Source organism: Mycobacterium sp. (genome assembly GCF_047975165.1).
Classification (GTDB): domain Bacteria; phylum Actinomycetota; class Actinomycetes; order Mycobacteriales; family Mycobacteriaceae; genus Mycobacterium.
This window is the reverse complement of record NZ_JBKECZ010000023.1, coordinates 27,705-44,579: the sequence shown is the minus strand read 5'-3', so window position 1 is coordinate 44,579 and position 16,875 is coordinate 27,705. Positions and strand designations below refer to the sequence as shown.

The 16,875-nt window shown below is 64.5% G+C and carries 17 protein-coding genes; 5 read left to right on the top strand and 12 right to left on the bottom strand.

Going from position 1 to position 16,875, the window contains the following annotated elements; translation table 11 throughout:
• The first annotated feature begins 96 nt into the window (after positions 1–96).
• The 3 genes from ACK5M9_RS01375 (at position 97) to ACK5M9_RS01365 (ending at position 2,481) form a co-directional block, all read left to right on the top strand.
• On the top strand, positions 97–261 hold the full coding sequence (locus ACK5M9_RS01375) for a hypothetical protein (protein ID WP_416891417.1): 165 nt from the start codon (positions 97–99) through the stop codon (positions 259–261).
• Positions 261–1,742: an alpha,alpha-trehalose-phosphate synthase (UDP-forming) gene (locus ACK5M9_RS01370; protein WP_416891416.1), complete on the top strand. Its 1,482-nt coding sequence runs from the start codon at positions 261–263 to the stop codon at positions 1,740–1,742. Before ACK5M9_RS01375 ends, ACK5M9_RS01370 begins: the two co-directional genes overlap by 1 nt.
• A 160-nt stretch (positions 1,743–1,902) precedes the next feature.
• Entirely contained in the window at positions 1,903–2,481 is a 579-nt protein-coding gene (locus tag ACK5M9_RS01365) for a hypothetical protein (RefSeq protein ID WP_416891415.1), read from the top strand.
• A gap of 2 nt (positions 2,482–2,483) precedes the next feature.
• Here the strand turns inward: ACK5M9_RS01365 and ACK5M9_RS01360 are convergent, their stop codons facing one another.
• The 12 genes from ACK5M9_RS01360 to ACK5M9_RS01305 all read right to left on the bottom strand — a co-directional run bounded on the left by ACK5M9_RS01360 (position 2,484) and on the right by ACK5M9_RS01305 (position 14,329).
• Complete coding sequence (locus tag ACK5M9_RS01360) at positions 2,484–2,975, bottom strand: mammalian cell entry protein (RefSeq protein ID WP_416891414.1); 492 nt, start codon at positions 2,973–2,975, stop codon at positions 2,484–2,486.
• A complete protein-coding gene (locus tag ACK5M9_RS01355; protein ID WP_416891456.1) occupies positions 2,975–3,664 on the bottom strand; it encodes a mammalian cell entry protein in 690 nt (229 codons plus the stop codon). The genes ACK5M9_RS01360 and ACK5M9_RS01355 overlap by 1 nt, the downstream gene beginning before the upstream one ends.
• Before the next feature lie 91 nt (positions 3,665–3,755).
• Positions 3,756–5,438, bottom strand: coding sequence for a virulence factor Mce family protein (locus ACK5M9_RS01350; RefSeq protein WP_416891413.1), 1,683 nt, complete (start codon positions 5,436–5,438; stop codon positions 3,756–3,758).
• Between the two features lie 10 nt (positions 5,439–5,448).
• Positions 5,449–6,600 (bottom strand): MCE family protein, encoded by a 1,152-nt coding sequence (locus tag ACK5M9_RS01345; RefSeq protein WP_416891412.1) that lies wholly within the window; start codon positions 6,598–6,600, stop codon positions 5,449–5,451.
• Positions 6,597–8,006 (bottom strand): virulence factor Mce family protein, encoded by a 1,410-nt coding sequence (locus ACK5M9_RS01340; RefSeq protein WP_416891411.1) that lies wholly within the window; start codon positions 8,004–8,006, stop codon positions 6,597–6,599. Before ACK5M9_RS01340 ends, ACK5M9_RS01345 begins: the two co-directional genes overlap by 4 nt.
• Positions 8,007–8,016: 10 nt before the next feature.
• The gene (locus ACK5M9_RS01335; RefSeq protein ID WP_416891410.1) at positions 8,017–9,090 is read right to left on the bottom strand and encodes a virulence factor Mce family protein; all 1,074 of its coding nucleotides are present in this window, start codon (positions 9,088–9,090) and stop codon (positions 8,017–8,019) included.
• The gene (locus ACK5M9_RS01330; RefSeq protein ID WP_416891409.1) at positions 9,077–10,132 is read right to left on the bottom strand and encodes an MCE family protein; all 1,056 of its coding nucleotides are present in this window, start codon (positions 10,130–10,132) and stop codon (positions 9,077–9,079) included. The genes ACK5M9_RS01335 and ACK5M9_RS01330 overlap by 14 nt, the downstream gene beginning before the upstream one ends.
• Positions 10,132–11,334, bottom strand: coding sequence for an MCE family protein (locus ACK5M9_RS01325; protein WP_416891408.1), 1,203 nt, complete (start codon positions 11,332–11,334; stop codon positions 10,132–10,134). The genes ACK5M9_RS01330 and ACK5M9_RS01325 overlap by 1 nt, the downstream gene beginning before the upstream one ends.
• Before the next feature lie 5 nt (positions 11,335–11,339).
• Positions 11,340–12,182 carry an MlaE family ABC transporter permease gene (locus tag ACK5M9_RS01320; RefSeq protein ID WP_416891407.1) on the bottom strand — a complete coding sequence of 281 codons (843 nt, stop codon included), beginning with the start codon at positions 12,180–12,182 and terminating at the stop codon, positions 11,340–11,342.
• Positions 12,183–12,216: 34 nt separating this feature from the next.
• Positions 12,217–12,981 (bottom strand): MlaE family ABC transporter permease, encoded by a 765-nt coding sequence (locus tag ACK5M9_RS01315; RefSeq protein ID WP_416891406.1) that lies wholly within the window; start codon positions 12,979–12,981, stop codon positions 12,217–12,219.
• Between the two features lie 200 nt (positions 12,982–13,181).
• The gene (locus ACK5M9_RS01310; protein WP_416891405.1) at positions 13,182–14,102 is read right to left on the bottom strand and encodes a 3-oxoacyl-ACP reductase; all 921 of its coding nucleotides are present in this window, start codon (positions 14,100–14,102) and stop codon (positions 13,182–13,184) included.
• Between the two features lie 35 nt (positions 14,103–14,137).
• Complete coding sequence (locus ACK5M9_RS01305; RefSeq protein ID WP_416891404.1) at positions 14,138–14,329, bottom strand: ferredoxin; 192 nt, start codon at positions 14,327–14,329, stop codon at positions 14,138–14,140.
• A gap of 230 nt (positions 14,330–14,559) precedes the next feature.
• On the opposite strand from ACK5M9_RS01305, the gene ACK5M9_RS01300 reads away from it, so the two are divergent.
• Positions 14,560–15,741, top strand: coding sequence for an acyl-CoA dehydrogenase (locus tag ACK5M9_RS01300; protein WP_416891403.1), 1,182 nt, complete (start codon positions 14,560–14,562; stop codon positions 15,739–15,741).
• 22 nt (positions 15,742–15,763) lie between these two features.
• Positions 15,764–16,870 (top strand): acyl-CoA dehydrogenase family protein, encoded by a 1,107-nt coding sequence (locus ACK5M9_RS01295; protein ID WP_416891402.1) that lies wholly within the window; start codon positions 15,764–15,766, stop codon positions 16,868–16,870.
• Positions 16,871–16,875 lie beyond the last annotated feature (5 nt).

Genomic DNA, 16,875 nt, shown 5'->3' with positions numbered 1-16,875 from the left:
CGTCGTGTCGGCCCGCTGCACTGCGGCACTGCATAAAGAGCGCGGCTGCGGGCCGCGCGAATGCGAGAACAGCGCCGCGTACCTTAGAGTTGACCGATGCCTACCAAAACCGACCATCGCGACATCGGCGATGTCGAGCCCCTGACCGACACCACGGCGAGCCAGGCCAGGCGGGTTGTCGCCGCATACGCCAACGACGCCGACGAATGCCGTATTTTCCTGTCCATGCTCGGAATCGGGCCGGAGAATCTCGCCAACTGATGGCCGCCAAGGGCGGCATACCGCCGGCGCCGAGTGACCTCGAAGCACCACAGGACTTCGGCGATTCCGATTTCGTCGTCGTCGCAAACCGTCTTCCCGTCGACCTGGAGCGCCTTCCCGACGGCTCGACAACCTGGAAACGCAGTCCGGGAGGCCTGGTCACGGCCCTGGAACCGTTGCTGCGTAAACGCCGGGGCGCCTGGATCGGCTGGCCGGGCGTTGTCGACGCCGACGAAGAACCGATCGACCAGGACGGCTTGCGACTTCATCCAGTGCGGCTCAGCGCAGAGGACGTCGCACAGTACTACGAGGGGTTTTCCAACGCCACGCTGTGGCCGCTCTACCACGACGTGATCGTCAAACCGATCTACCACCGCCAGTGGTGGGACCACTACGTCGAGATCAACGGCCGGTTCGCCGAGGCCACCTCACGTGCGGCCGCCGAGGGTGGCACCGTGTGGGTGCAGGACTATCAGCTGCAACTGGTCCCGAAAATGCTGCGCGCATTGCGGCCCGACCTGACCATCGGCTTCTTCCTTCACATCCCGTTCCCGCCGGTGGAACTGTTCATGCAATTGCCGTGGCGCACCGAAATCATCGAAGGCATGCTCGGGGCCGACCTGGTGGGTTTCCATCTTGCCGGCGGCGCTCAGAATTTCCTGATCCTGGCCCGACGACTGATAGGAGCCGAGACGTCGCGGGGTGCTGTCGGCGTACGTGCCCGGTTCGGCGAGGTCCGGCTCAATTCGCGCAGGGTCCGGGTGGGCGCGTTTCCCATCTCGATCGACTCCGGGGCACTCGACCAGGCAGCCCGCGATCGCAGCATTCGGCGGCGGGCCCGGGAGATCCGCGCAGAGCTGGGAAACCCCCGAAAGGTCCTCCTCGGCGTCGACCGCCTCGACTACACCAAAGGTATTGACGTACGACTCAAGGCGTTCAACGAGCTGCTCGCCGAGGGACGCGCGAAACGCGACGACACGGTGTTGATCCAGCTGGCGACGCCCAGCCGTGAGCGAGTAGAGAGTTACCGGATACTGCGCAACGACATCGAACGCCGCGTCGGACATATCAACGGCGAGTACGGCGAAGTCGCCCATCCGGTGGTGCACTACTTGCATCGGCCGGTCCCCCGCGACGAACTCCTCGCCTTCTTCGTTGCCAGCGACGTCATGCTGGTCACCCCTCTTCGCGACGGAATGAACCTGGTGGCCAAGGAGTACGTCGCCTGTCGCGGTGACCTCGGCGGTGCGCTGGTGCTTTCCGAGTTCACCGGCGCCGCCGCGGAACTGCACCAGGCATATCTGGTCAATCCACACGATCTCGAGGGTGTCAAAGACACGGTCGAGGCCGCGCTCAACCAGTCCGACGAAGAAGGCCGGCGCCGGATGCGCGCGCTGCGACGGCAGGTGCTCACCCACGACGTCGATCTCTGGGCGCGCGCGTTCCTGGATGCGCTGGCCGAGGCACACCCGGCGAGCTGAGAGAAACGGACTGTGCGACGTGTCTGGCCGGGGCACGGCAGTCGACGGGCTCCGAACTGATCTGAAGAGAACCCGTGGCATTGCCGATGATTCACTGTGATAATCAGATGCAGCAGTTCGCGGCCCGAACCGAACGGCCGGGACAACCAGGGAGGACGATGTGAAGATCCGCCGGAGACTGGCCGCTGGTGCAGCCGTTGTTTCGGCCGTGACACTCGGGTTGGCGCTCGACTCGGAACGCCCCGCATACGCGGTCGGCCCACCCACCGACGGCGCCTACGCCCTGAGCCTGGCGGGTACATCCGATGTGACCTGGCACCTTACGGCGTTGTGTGTCCAACCATCGGGAACTCGCAACATGAACGACTATTCGGACCCGATTGTCTTCGCCATGAATTGCGTGCTGAACGTAGTCAGCACGACACCGGCGAACAACACCCACGCCGAACACCTGCAGAACTACAGCAGCCGGGCCCAGATGAGCAGCATGCTGTGGACCTTTCACGTCACCAAGGTCCAAGGCGTGTCCTGCCCGAACGGCGGCTACGCTCCGACCGACGAAACCTACGCCTTCAGCGACGAGACGCTCACCGGCACCCACACCACCCTGCACGATGCGGTGTGCGGGCTGCAGCCGGAAATGTCCAAGGAGCCGTTCTCACTGACCATGGTCGGGCCGACGGAGCGCCCAGTCGAGCGATACCCGCTGGACTGCAATGGAATCGCGATGTGCAGCTAGGCTCAGATCGGCTTCATGTAGGCGATCAACCACTTGCCGTCGATGCGCCTGAAGTCAACCCGCAGTCGGCTGCCGTCGTAGAGGGGTTGCCGAGCCTTGTCGGTCACAATGCGATTCATATACACCATCAGGGTGGCCGAATTCAGGTTGGCCTCGATCACACCCACGCCGACAACGTCTGCCTGAACCACAACCTCGCGTTTCTTGGCCTCCGGGACAATCTGTTCGTTGACACCTCTCTTGAATTCCTCCAGATAATCCGGCGTCAACAGCGGGTAGGAATCCGCCATGGTGCGCTCAACAGTCTGATAGTCGTATCCGAAGAACCGTGGGATTTCCTTGGCTGCCAGGTCGGGGAGCGTCTCCCGCGCCGCCTGTGCGCCCCGACTCGCCACCCGATCCCAATACAGCCAGCCCCCCGCGGCCGATAACCCCACTACGAGGACGACTGCCAGGATTCCGGCGGCGACCACCAGCCATCGCTTCCACCGCATCAGTTTCCCCCGTCGGGGTACATCAGGTCATAGCCGGTCATGGTGCCGGACTCGTCTTCATGCACAATAACCCGCAAACGGTACGGCATCGACGGCTTGTTGACGCCGTCGATGTCCGCGACCGTCACGCGGACCGCGACCAGGACCGCGGCATTGTCACTAACCGGGTCGACACTCTCCAAAGCCGCGCCGTTGATAACCGCTTCGGATGTCGCATCGGTCTTGCGGAACAACCCCTTGAGAAACTCAACGTTTTCCGGGCCGAACTTGCTGCGCAACGGGCCGCTGGTGCCGTCGACGAACCGGTTTACCGCCTCATCGATGTTGTCCTGGGTGTGGGTGAACATGTTGACCACGGTCTGCGCGGCAGTGTCGACGAATCGCTGTTCGCGGGCCTGCCGGCGTTCGGCCGCACGGTGCTGCACCGCCAGTGAACCCACACCCGCGGCCAGTACCGCGATAGCCAACCCCACCGCCGCCGCACCCAGCCGGCCGGCCAGGCGGCTGTTCGGTTGACGGCGCCGCGGCGGCCGGACCGTACTCGGGAGGTTGTTCTTCTTGGACGCTGATTTGTCGTCCACAGGTGCGGAGACGACGGTTGCGGTCCGGGTATCGGCGGCAACGTGGCCGTTCGGCTCGGCCGTCGGCGGGCCCGCTTCGCGCGATGCCCGCCGACGCACCCGCTGCATTGTCGACTCTGGTTCTGCCACTACTGGTTTCGCTTGCTCGCTTACTTGTCACCGAGGCCTTGTCACCCCAGGCGGATTACCCCGTTTCCCTCTACAGGCGTTCGGGCGCACGCATCAGGTCCACCCAATTCTCGGCGCTGGACGTCCCCGAGCCACCGGATGCGAAGATACCAGTACCGCCCGCCGGATCCGCGAAACGCCCGGTCTCCGGATCGTAGGTGGTGAACGCCGGCCCGCTGGCCTGGGGCCCCGGACCTGTGCCCACCGGCGGCGGGGGTGGTTCGATGAACTTGGGGTAGGGAACCTGCGGGGCTTCCGGCGGGTAACCCGGTGGCTGCCAGGATGTGAACGGCGGTGGCGGCCCATTGTCATTGGGCGGCGGCGGAATCTGAGCCGGTTGGTGCAGTTCCGGGGGTGGACCCGGCGTCACTCCGGGCGGCGGCGGCCCGACAATCGGAACACCCGGGTCCGGATCGGCGTCCGGAGGAATGAACGGGAAGTGATTGGGCGGCAGGATGTTCAGTCCGTTTGTCACCGGTGTGTCGTAGGGAATCGGCGGACCACGCCAGGGGTTGCTGCCGAGCGGCACGTAGCCCTTCGGGTCGCGGCATAGCTGCACCGTCGGAGCCCGTTTGCCGGGATACTCCTGGCACGGATAGTTTCGGGCCCCCCGTACTGCGGTCGGCGCGTTCTGTGCCGCCTTGCAGTACATGTCGCGCGGGATCTCCCGCAGAGACTCGTCGGCCGGCGTCCGCATCAACGGTGCCGGGATGAAGCCCACGCTGCATGGCGGAGGATCGTTGAGGTCCAGCTTGAAGTCCAGCTTGGCGCCCTCATCCTGGGGTGCACCGCCGGCAGCTGTGATAATCGCGGCAAACAGTGCCGGGAACACCACCAGGAGTTGCTCGATAGACTTGTGGTAGATGACCCCGACCCGACCGAGATTGGCCATATTGGCCGCCAACGCCGGGAACGACGGCCGGATACCCGAAATCGTCACGTTGGCCTGGTCGATCGCATACGGAGCCGTAGCCAGGGTAGTCCGCAGCTGCGGGTCGGCCGCCCGCACCTCGGAGGTGAACCGGGCCAGCCCATCGGCCATCGACTTGATATCGGCACCGGCACGCACCTGCGCCTCCAGGAACGGGCCGACCTGGTCTATCAGCTTCGACACCTGCGGATAGTCGGTGTTCGCCTGGTCCACCAGCAGTCGCGCCGACTCGATCAGCCGGGCCATTTCCGGCCCGGTCCCGTTCGTCGCCAGGAACGCCTCGTGCAGTACGTCACGCAGCCGGGTGTCGGAGACGCTGTTAACCATCCGCTCTGCTTTTCGAAGTAGGTCCGCGACCTCTTGACCGATGTGAGTGCGGGCACGCTCGATCCTGAATCCGTTGCGCAACTTGCCCGGAGGCGATCCCGACGTCTCGGTTTCCGGCGGCACCAGGTCGATGTACTGCTCGCCAATCGCCGAAACACTCCGCACAGTCGCGGTGACGTCGGCGGGAATAGCCGTCCCGCTATTGAGTCTCATATCGGCGGTGACGCCGTTGGGGTTCAACTCGACCGATTCGACCCGGCCCACCTGAACACCCCGGTAGGTGACGTTGGCGTTCTTGTACAAACCCCCGCCGGCAACGAAATCGGCACTCCCCCTGTACGTGCCGATGCCGAACGTGGCCGGCAGGCGCAGGTAGAAGATCGCCATCACGACCAAGGTGAATACGGTGATGACCGCAAAAATGATCAGCTGAATTCTGGTGCGTCTGTCGATCATCTGCGCGCCCCTATTGTGTCGCCGTGCCGGGCGGAATCTTGAACGGATCGGCCGCCTGTCCGGACAGGTTGGCCATTTCGCCGATCAGGAATTCCGGCGGGTTGAGTATCTCATCCATGTGCGCCATATTCGGGTCGAAATACGCCGTGGTGAAGAATGTTTCACCGATGCGGCGCAGCGTCAGGTCGAACGTGGTGAACACGTTGAGATAGTCGCCACGCACAGCCTGCTTGATGCCGAAGTTCGGGAACGGGAAGGTAAGCATCATCTGCAACGAGGTGACCAATTTCTTGCGATTGTCGTTGAGCGGCTTGATGATCGAGTACACGTCCTTCAGGTCTGCAGCGAGGTCCACCTTGGTCTGGGACAGCACATCGGACGTGACCGTCGCCAAGCGGTTCAGCGAACCGAATGCCTCGACGATGTGGTCGCGGTTGTTGTTGAGTACCCGGATGGCATCCGGCAGCGTGTCCAGAGTCCGCCCCAGATTGTCCTGGTCGCGCGCCAGAATCGATGAGAACCGGTCCAGCCCCTCCACCGCGTGGATGATGTCGCCGACCTGACGGTTGAGCCCGGAGGTGAGTTCCGCGAGCCGGGGCATCAGGTCGGCGAGCTGGCCCTGCCTGCCGGCCAGCGCCTCGTAGGCCTCATCGGTGATCTCTTCCAGCGCCCCCACATTCCCCTTGTTCACCACTACACCCAGCGCCGAGAACACCTCTTCGGTGTTCGGGAGGTGGCTGGTGCGCGACAATTGGATTTTGGCGCCATTACGCAGGTGCCCCACTGGCTGCTCGTCTGGCGGAGAACTCAATTCGACGTGCATCGAACCCAGCAGTGAGGTCTGGGCGACCGAGGCCACCGTGTTCTCCGGCAACTCCACGTTCTTGTTGAGGGCCAGCTTCACGGTGGCATAGAACGATCCGTCCGGCCGCTGTTCGGCCGCGACGCCTGCCACACTGCCGACGGTGACGTCATCGACGAAGACCGGAGAATTCTGCGGCATTGTCGACAGATTCGGCAAGTCGACGGTAACGGAGTAGGAACCGATCCCGTGGCCCTGGGTTCCCGGCATCGAGATCGAGTTCAGGCCTCCGAAGGAACAGCCCGCGAGCATCATGCTGCCGGCTATCAGGGCGCTGGCGCGCAACACGATTCGTCTCATCTCCCGGCTCCCTGCTCTGCAGGCATCGGGGCGTCCGGACCGGACGGCGTTCCGGCATCGGCGGGCACGGGTCCGGGTCCCGGGCCGGGGCCCGGTGCGGGTCCGGATCCAGGCGTCTGCGGAACGAAGAGATTCTGCAAGTCTGTGGTGTTCCCCGCGGGCGGCTTCCCATTGCCCTTCGCGGGAATCCATGTCAGCTCCGGAACGGGTGTCTGCGCCTTGGCCTCGGTTGCCGGGGTGTCGTAGATGATCTGCCCCTTGTAAGCCGTGATGTTGTTGATCGGGTGGAACATGATCGGCGGGAAATTCGCGGTGAGCCTGCGCAGCACCGGACCGAGGCGCTCACGGCAGATCTCGGCGCGGCGGAAGTAGTCCGGCGCAGAATAACCCGCCGGAGTGTCGAAGGAACCGCCACAGAGGAACTGCACCGGGTTCTGGAAGTTCGGCAGCGACAGCAGGCCGTTCAAGGTGCCCTGCGCGGGGTCGTAGATGTTGTAGAAGTTCGTGATGGCGGGCCCTGCCACATGCAGCACCTGCTCGATGTTGTCACTCTCGTCGTTCATGATCTGGGAGAAGGCCGAGAGCTGGTCAACCGTTTCGATCAGGGCAGAATTGTTCTCGTGCAGGAACCCCCGCAGATCCGACAGCGCCTGGTTGAGTGCGCCAAGGGTGTGATCGAGATTTCGCGAACTGTCGGCCAGCACCTGCGACACCGACGCCACGTGCCCGGCAAACTGCACGATCTGTTCGTTGCTGTTCGACAGCGCATCTACGAGGACCTGCAGATTCTTTACGGTGCCGAAGAGGTCGCCGCGCGAATCCCCCAGACGCCCGGCGACCTGCGCCAGCTCCACCACCGTGTTGCGGAAGGAGTGACCGTTGCCGTCCAAGGTATCGGCCGCCTGATTGATCGCCATCCCCAGCGGTCCCTGCACCTCGTCTGCCGCCGGGCCGAGGGTATCGGCCAGTTGCGCCAGCCCCAGCTTCACCTCGTCCCATTCCACCGGCACCCCGGTGTGACTCAAGTCGATGCTGGCGCCGTCTTTGAGCACCGTACCGCCGGTGTAGGCCGGAGTGAGTTGGATGAACCTCGCCGCCACCAGGTTCGGCGAGATGATCAGCGCTTTGGCGTCGCTGGGGATCTTGACGGAGGCGGACACCTTCATCGTGATCTTGACGTCTGATGGCCGCGGCTCGATCGACTTGATGGTCCCGACCGGTACACCCAGAACACGGACCTCGTCCCCGGGATAGATGCCAACCGCCGAGGTGAAGTAAGCGGTGAACTTCTTGCCACCCCCGCCACGGGCGTACAGCACATAGCCGCCGCAAACAAGCGCCGCGACCAGCGCGCCGATGATGATGGCACGCAGCCTCTTGCCGCCGAAACGCTCCTGGGTTGTCATAGGGATCCGATCATGGTGACTTCGGCCTAATCGTCCAGCGCTCCTGGATCATTCCGCGCAGGTAGTCGGCAAGACTGTCCGGCAGTTTGCCCGGTTGGAAGGCCGCGTCGAACACCGTGGCGATCATCGGCGCCGGAATCGCACCGAAGATGTTGACGTTGAAGCCCGGGCCCGAGCCGACAACCTCACCCAGGGTGGTGGCATAGGGGGGTAGCCGCCTAAGTGCCTCGGTGATGTAGTCACGACGCTCGTTGAGATTGTCGAGCACCAGGTTGAGCTTGGTCAGGGCCGGACCGAACTCCTTGCGGTTGTCGTCGACAAAGCCCGAAAGCTGCTCGGACACATCATCGATACCCTCGATCAACGTGCTGAGTGCGGCCCGCCGTTCATCGAGGGCTGCGAACAGGTGGTCGCCGTCATCGACCAGCTGCTTCACCTGGCCGGCGCGGTTGGACAACACCAATGATACCGAATTGGCATGTGTCAGGAGATCTTTCAGTGCATCGTCGCGGGAGTTGATGGTGCGCGACAGCGTGGTCAAACCGTCCAGCGCCCCGCGCAGCCCCGGAGTGGCGTCGTGCAGGGTGTCGGTCAGCACCCCCAGTGCGCGCTCGAACTGCGGCTTGTCCAAGGCGTTCGCCGATTGGCCCAGGTCTTCCAGCGCGCCGGCCAGCGTATACGGCGTGGTTGTCCGGCTCAGCGGGATGGAGGTTGCGCGCCCTGAGCCGGCGGGGCTCAGCGATATCGCCCGCTCACCCAGGATGGTTTCGGTGCGGATGGCGGCCAGTGACTGGTCACCGAGGACGACGCGACGGTTGACACTGAACGTGACCTTTGCACTGTCCCCGGCCAGGCCGACGTCGGAAACCAACCCGACCTTGACCCCCGACACCAGAACGTTGTCGCCGGGCCTGACACCGGCCGCATCGCTGAAGTAGGCCTCGTACGTCTGGCCCTGCGGCCAGAACGGCAGCGCTGAATAGCCGAATGAGATGAGGACGACAAAGATCACCATAGCGATCCCGATGATTCCGGTGCGCAGCGGATCCTGGTCGTGTTTGTTGCCCGGCTTATTCTTTGGCAAAGGCGCACCTTCCCTTGCTGGCGTCGACCTGCCCGCCAAGACCCAATCGGATGTCCGAGCCCGCCGGCCCGTTGATCTTGATGGTGACCGAGCAGAAGTAGATGTTGAAGAACGACCCGTAGGTACCCAGAGCGGACAACCGCAGGTAGTCCTCGCCAAGTTGCTCGATGTCGTTGTTGATCTCGGCTTTGCGGGTGTCCATCTCGGTGGCCAGGGGCCGCGCGTTTTCCAGAATTCCCTGCAGCGGTCGACGCGAATTCTGCAGCACGTCGGTCAGATCCGCTGTCGTCGACGCCAGGGGTGGGATTGCCCCGGCGATCGCATCTTTGTTCTTGGCCAGCCCTTCGATCAGCTGCTGCAGTTGATCGACGCTGGTCGAGAATTGGCTGCTGCGCGCATCCACGGTGCCCAGCACGGAGTTGAGGTTGGTGATCACGTCCCCGATCATCCGGTCACGCTTGCCCAATGCCATCGAGAACGCGCTGGTGTCGGCGAGCACGTCGGACAATGCGCCGCCCTGCCCCTGCAGCAGTTCGATAACCGCCCCGCTCACCGTGTTGATCTTGTCGGCGTCCAAGCCTTTCAGCAGAGGTTTGAGGCCGCCCAGCAAGGCGTCCAGATCCAGGGCGGGCTGGGTGTGGGCGGAATCAATGGTTGCGCCGGCCGGTAGCCTGCGCAACTCACCGGGACCCGAGGTGATCTCCAGGAACCGGTCGCCCACCAGGTTTTCGTATCGAATGACCGCCCGCGTGGAGGAGTAGATGGTGTACCGCCGATCCACACCGAAGTCCACGTCCACGGTGTTGTCCGGGTTCAGGTTGACCCCCGACACCGCGCCGACCGGCACCCCGGCGATCCGCACCTTCTGGCCTGTTTTCAGCCGCGACGAATTCAGGAAGGTCGCGTGGTAGGTGTTCTCCGAACCGAACCGGAAATCCCCGAATACCAGCACCAGCGCAGCGCTCACCATCAGCATGACGGCGGCGAAGACACTCACCTTGATCACCATCGACCGGTGCGACGGCATTCCTGCGGCTGCCATCAGAAGTCGTCCCGTTCCGCGAAAGCGCCGTGGAAAAGGAACTGCAGTGTCGACGGTGCGTCAAACTGCAATTCGGTGAACGGCTCATAGGGAATCAGGGCATTGTCGGTGACCAGGAAGGGTGCCCGGTAGAACGACCCGCCGGCCTGCTTGGTCGGGATGTCGGGCAGACCACGGCAGTTCGGACCACCGCTGGCGTTGACTATCGGCAGGCCCTCCGGGTAGGTGTACGACGGTGCCCCGATGATGAAGTTCGACGAGGTGAACAGGCCTGCCTTGCGCACCCCCAGCAACGGGGCGAATTCTTTGATGCCGCGGTCAATGCCGGCGAACAGGCAGCCGAACTCCGGAGAGTACTCGGCCACCACTTTAAGCGGGGCACGCAATCTGTTGACAGCTGCTGTCAGGTCCTCCGCAGCCGGCTGCAACGTCTCGTAGCCGTTGTTCGCCAAACCGATGGCCGCCAGCAACGTGGTGTTGAGGTTCTGCTGCTCATCGACAACCGTCCTGTTGATCGCCGGCAGATTGTCGAACACCGCGTTGAGGCCTGGAGCGGCATCGGCGTAGACGTTGGTCACGATTCCCGCCTTGCGAAAATCCTCCTGCAGTGCGGGAAGCTTCGGATTCACCTGGCTCGCAAGCGTGCTGAGCCCCGTCAGCAGCGATCCGACGTCGTCGCCGTGGCCACGAAGGCCTTCCGAGAGAGCGCTGAGCGTACCGTTCATCTCCACCGGGTCGATCTGGTGCAACACGTCGATCAACGACTGGAACAGGGTGTTGACCTCCACCTGAACCGATTTGGTATCCACCACTGCGCCCGGTGGCAGAGACACCGGCGACGGATGCTCGGGGGCCAGAAACTCCACCGCCTTGGCCCCGAAGATGGTGTTTCCGGCAATCCGCACAATCGCATTGGACGGGATGAAGTGCAGCTGCCCGCGGTTGATGGCCAACTTCAATCGTGCGTCGTCGCCGTCGTAGCTGATCTTGCGGACCCTGCCCACCTCGACACCACGGAACTTCACCTCGGCACCCAACTCCATGACGAGCCCGGCCCGCGGCGACCGCACAGTGACGGTGTCGACCGGCGTGAAGAACTCGGTGTAGGCCAGGTAGGTGAATACAAATGCCGCCAGCATCAACGCGCCCAGAGCCGTCGCGGCCACCCGCCCCGCGGTACGTCGTGATCCGACATCTGACATGGCCGCTATCCCGAGAGGTTGAAGTTTCCGGACGCGCCGTAGGCGGCGAGTGAGATGAGCAGGGTGACCACCACGACGACGATCAGCGAGGTCCGTACGGCCTGTCCCACGGCCACACCCACCCCCACGGATCCGCCACTGGCGTTGTACCCGTAGTAGGTGTGCACCAACATCACAGCAATCGACATCACAATCGCCTGAAGGAACGACCAGAGCAAATCGGATGGGATCAGAAAGGTGTTGAAGTAGTGGTCGTAGAGGCCCGAAGACTGGCCGTTGATGAACACAGTAGTGAACCGAGCGGCGAAGAACGCCGCCAGCACGGCGAGCGAATACAACGGGATGATCGCGACCAACCCGGCGATCAATCGTGTCGACACCAGGTACGAAACCGAGTGGACCGCCATACACTCGACCGCGTCGATCTCCTCGGAGACGCGCATGGCGCCGAGTTGGGCGGTCGCCCCGGCACCGATGGTGGCCGCCAATGCGATCCCGGCGATCACCGGCGCAACCACGCGGACGTTGAGAAAGGCCGATAAGAAGCCGGTCAACGCTTCGATACCGATGTTGCCCAGCGAGGAAAATCCCTGGACCGCGATCACGCCGCCGGAGGCCAGGGTCAGGAAGGCTGCGACGCCGACAGTGCCGCCGATCATCATCAGGGCGCCCGCTCCCAGTGTCATTTCGGCAACCAGGCGGATGGTCTCCTTGCGGTACCGGGTGAGAGCGTTGGGGATGTAGCGGATGGTGTCGCCCCAGAAGAGCGCCTGCTCGCCGAAGTTGTCGACCGGTTCGACGAACCTCGAGAAGACCCGGCGCATGTCGAAAGTCGCGTTGTCGCTCATCGCGTTACCAGCATCGTCGCTTCCATAGCGCGCATCATTTCGCCGAGAGCCTCACGCCGATGGCCGTCATGACCACGTTGATGACGAACAGGCAGATGAACGCATAGACCACGGTTTCGTTGACCGCGTTACCGACGCCCTTGGGGCCGCCCTTGGTGGTCAACCCGCGGTAGCACCCCACCAGCCCGGCCATCACGCCGAACAGCAGCGCCTTGATTTCGGCGAGCATCAACTCGCGCAGCCCGGTCAGCACGGTCAGGCCGTTGACGAACGCACCCGGGTTCACTTCTTGCAGGAAAACCGAGAATACGTACCCGCCGGACAGCCCGATCGCACACACCAGCCCGTTGAGCAGCAGGGCCACCACGGTCGACGCCAGCACCCGGGGGACGACGAGGCGCTGGATCGGGTCGATCCCCAGCACCCGCATCGCGTCGATCTCCTCGCGGATGGTGCGTGCTCCCAAGTCGGCGCAGATGGCAGTCGCACCTGCGCCCGCGACGACGAGCACCGTGACCACCGGGCCCAGCTGCGTGATGGTGCCAAAAGCCGTTCCGGCGCCGGAGAGGTCCGCGGCACCGATCTCGCGCAGCAGGATGTTCAGCGTGAAGGCAACGAGCACGGTGAACGGGATGGACACCAGTAGCGTCGGAACCAGCGAGACCCGCGCGATCATCCATGTCTGATCCAGGAATTCCCCGAGCTGAAATGGGCGCCGGAAGAGCGCGCGAGCGGTCTCCGCGGACATTTCGAAGAATCCGCCGACCGCCCGCGCCGGCACCGCAAGCCGTTGCAACAAGATGCGCCCTCCAATCTGTGGCTCGCGGCGTAAGCTCTAGACGTGGAACACACCACTGGATGACTCGTTGCTAGGTGTGAGCGCGCTCATACTAACTAGAACAAGTTCCTGGTGTCGATGGCGCGGTACAAATACCCGAATTAATAGCCCTCCGGCCCACCCAAAGCGCTACCGACCCACGCTCCTGGTATTCACCCTCGTCATTTCATCAACCCGGTCGCGGCAAAGTTCCGCTCCGGGTCACGGCCGGTGAAGTAGCCCCGCAGCGCCGAACCCAGCTCGGCGGGATCCCAGGCCGGTGCCCCGGCATCAAATCGGTGTTCGGCAACCGGCGCGGCAACCAGTGTCACCTGCGGGCCGTACACGATGAACACCTGCCCGTTGACCTCGGCGGCAGCCGGTGACGCCAGGAACCCGACCAGGGTGACGACGTGATCGGGGGACAGCGGGTCGACCTCACCGGCTGCGAGACCGCCTTCGGGTGCCTCACCGAAAATATCGGCCGTCATTGCGGTTCGGGCACGCGGGGCGATGGCGTTGGCGCACACTCCGTAGCGGTTCAGGCCTCGGGCGGCGGTCAGGGTCAGCGAAATGATGCCCGCCTTGGCGGCGCCGTAGTTGGCCTGCCCGACCGGTCCGGTCAGGCCCGCCTCCGAGGCGGTGTTGACGATCCGGCCGAAGACCCGGCCGTCGTCGGCTGTCTTGGCCTTGGCCCGCCAATAGGCCGCCGCGTTGCGGGTCAGCAGGAAGTGGCCGCGCAGATGCACGGCGATGACCCGATCCCAGTCTTCGTCGGTCATGTTGAACAGCATCCGGTCGCGGGTGATGCCGGCGTTGTTCACCACAATGTCCAGCCCGCCCAGGCCGTCGGCGGTAGCGATCAGTTCGTCGGCAGTCTCGCGTGCGCTGATGTCCCCGCCGACCACGATCCCCCTGGACCCGGCCGCGGCAATCGCGTCGAGCACATCGGAGGCGTCCAGCGCGGCGGCGATGTCGTTGACGACGACGGTGGCGCCCAACCGGGCCAGCCCGATCGCCTCGGCACGGCCCAGGCCCGCGGCGGCACCGGTCACCACCGCGACCTTTCCGGACAGATCGGTCGCGTTCGTGTTACTGGTCAATTTATGAATACCTCTAGTCTCGGTCGCCGGGGGTGTCAGTCGACCCGGCGCAGCGCGGCTCGCGGACATTCGGCGATCGCCTGCTCGGCCAGCTCTTCCCCGTCGGCGGGTATCGGGTCGATCTTGACAACGGCGTACTCGTCATCGTCCAAATCGAAGATATCCGGCGCTATGCCCACGCATACGGCATTGCCTTCGCACCGGTCAGGGTCCACTGTCACTCGCACGGCATCCTCCTCGAACTCGGGCCGGGAATCACGAGACGCGCCGCTGCCGTCGGCTGACCCGTCCGCAGCACCACCATAGAGCTTCCCTACGCCTGTATCAGCGCCCGCACAAACGGCCGCTGGATTCCAAGACTAGAACGTGTTACAACCAGAAGGCGAATGGGCTGGCCTCCCCTCGGGCAACGGTGACCGCCCACGGATGGAGGATCGCGTGATCGGAGGCGGCGCGGATGCGCATCAGCTACACCCCTGAACAGGAGGAACTGCGCCGCGAATTGCGTTCCTACTTCTCCGGACTGATGACTCCCGAGCGCCGCGAGGCACTGAGCTCGGTCCAGGGTGAATACGGCACCGGCAACGTCTATCGCGAGACGGTGGCACAGATGGGCAAGGACGGGTGGCTCACCCTGAACTGGCCCGAGGAGTACGGCGGTCAGAACCGTTCCCCGATGGATTCGCTGATTTTCACCGACGAGGCCGCCATCGCCGGCGCCCCGGTGCCGTTCCTGACGATCAACAGCGTGGCGCCGACGATCATGGCCTTCGGCACCGACGAGCAGAAGAAGTACTTCCTACCCCGGATCGCCGCCGGTGATCTGCACTTCGCCATTGGTTACTCCGAGCCGGGCGCCGGCACCGACCTGGCCAACCTGCGCACCACCGCCGTCCGCGACGGCGACGACTACGTGATCAACGGCCAGAAGATGTGGACCAGCCTGATCGCCTATGCGGACTGGGTCTGGCTGGCCGTGCGGACCAACCCCGAAGCCAAGAAGCACCGCGGGATCTCGATGTTGGTGGTGCCGACGACGGCCGACGGCTTCTCCTGGACACCCGTGCACACCATGGCCGGTCCGGACACCAGCGCCACCTACTACAGCGACGTGCGCGTTCCGGTGACCAACCTGATCGGCGAGGAGAGCGCGGGCTGGAAGCTGGTGACCAATCAGCTCAACCACGAGCGGGTCGCGCTCGTCTCTTCTGCACCAATACATACGGCACTCAAGGAAATTCGCGAGTGGGCACAGAACACCAAGGACGCTCGGGGCGCACGGCTGATCGACTCGGAGTGGGTGCGGCTGAACCTCGCACGCGTCCACGCCAAGGCCGAGGTGCTCAAGCTGATCAACTGGGAACTGGCCTCCTCGGAAGGCCAGGCGCTGGGGCCTGCGGACGCCTCAGCCGCCAAGGTGTACGGAACCGAGCTGGCCACCGAGGCCTACCGACTGCTTATGGAGGTGCTGGGCACCGCCGCCACGGTGCGCCAGGACTCCCCGGGCGCCCTGCTGCGCGGCCGCGTCGAGCGGATGCATCGCGCGTGCCTGATCCTGACCTTCGGCGGCGGCACCAACGAAGTCCAGCGCGACATCATCGGCATGGTCGCGCTGGGACTCCCCCGAGCCAACCGCTGATTCTGCTGGAGGACGAACACTCATGGACTTCACCGTGACCGAAGCCGCCCGGGACCTCGGCGGGCTGGTGGACACCATCGTCGACGCTGTGTGCTCACCCGAGCATCACCGCGAACTCGACGCGCTCGACCACCGGTTCGACCGTGAACTGTGGCGCAAGCTGATCGACAGCGGCATCCTCACCGCTGCGGCCGACACCGCGCTGGGCGGCGATGGATTCGGGGTGCTCGAGCAGGTGGCGATCCTGGTCGCGCTCGGACGGGGCTTGGCCGCTGTGCCCTATCTGGAGTCGGTGGTGCTGGGTGCCGGCGCGCTGGCCCGCTTCGGCTCCGAGGAATTGCGGAGCGCCTGGGGCGCACCCGCGGTGAGCGGCGAGAAGATCCTCACGGTGGCATCCGACGGCGAGATGGGCGAAGGCCCGGTACGGGCTGTCAGCTCCGGCACGGCCGACGGCGGGTACGTCTTGGCCGGCACCCGCACCCAGGTCGGTTACTGCGCGGTCGCCGACGCGTTCCTGGTGCCCGCCGAAACCGACTCCGGGACGGCGGTTTTCCTGGTCGCCGCCTCCGACCCCGGTGTGACGGTGACACCGCTGCACACCACCGGACTCGGTAGTGTCGGACACCTCGCCCTGGACGGCACCCGGATTCCGGCAGGGCGAAAGCTGGGCGGCGCCGACGTGGTCGCCTGGCTGCGCACCATCGTGGCGTTGGGCCGCAGCGCCCACCAACTCGGTGTGCTCGAGCGTGGGTTGCAGATGACCGCCGAATATGCGCGCACGCGTGAGCAATTCGACCGTCCCATCGGTAGTTTCCAAGCGGTCGGCCAGCGCTTGGCCGACGGTTATATCGACGTCAAGGGGTTGCGGCTGAGCGTGACGCAGGCGGCATGGAAGGTTTCCGAGGATCTGCCGGCCGATATCGACGTGGCATCCGCGGCGTTCTGGGCCGCCGACGCCGGGCATCGGGTGGCGCACAGCATCGTGCACGTGCACGGCGGCGTGGGCGTCGACACCGATCACCCGGTGCACCGATACTTCCTGGCCGCCAAGGAAACCGAGTTCGCACTCGGCGGCGCCACCGGGCAGCTGCTCCGGATCGGCCGCGAACTCGCCGACACACCGGCCTGATACCC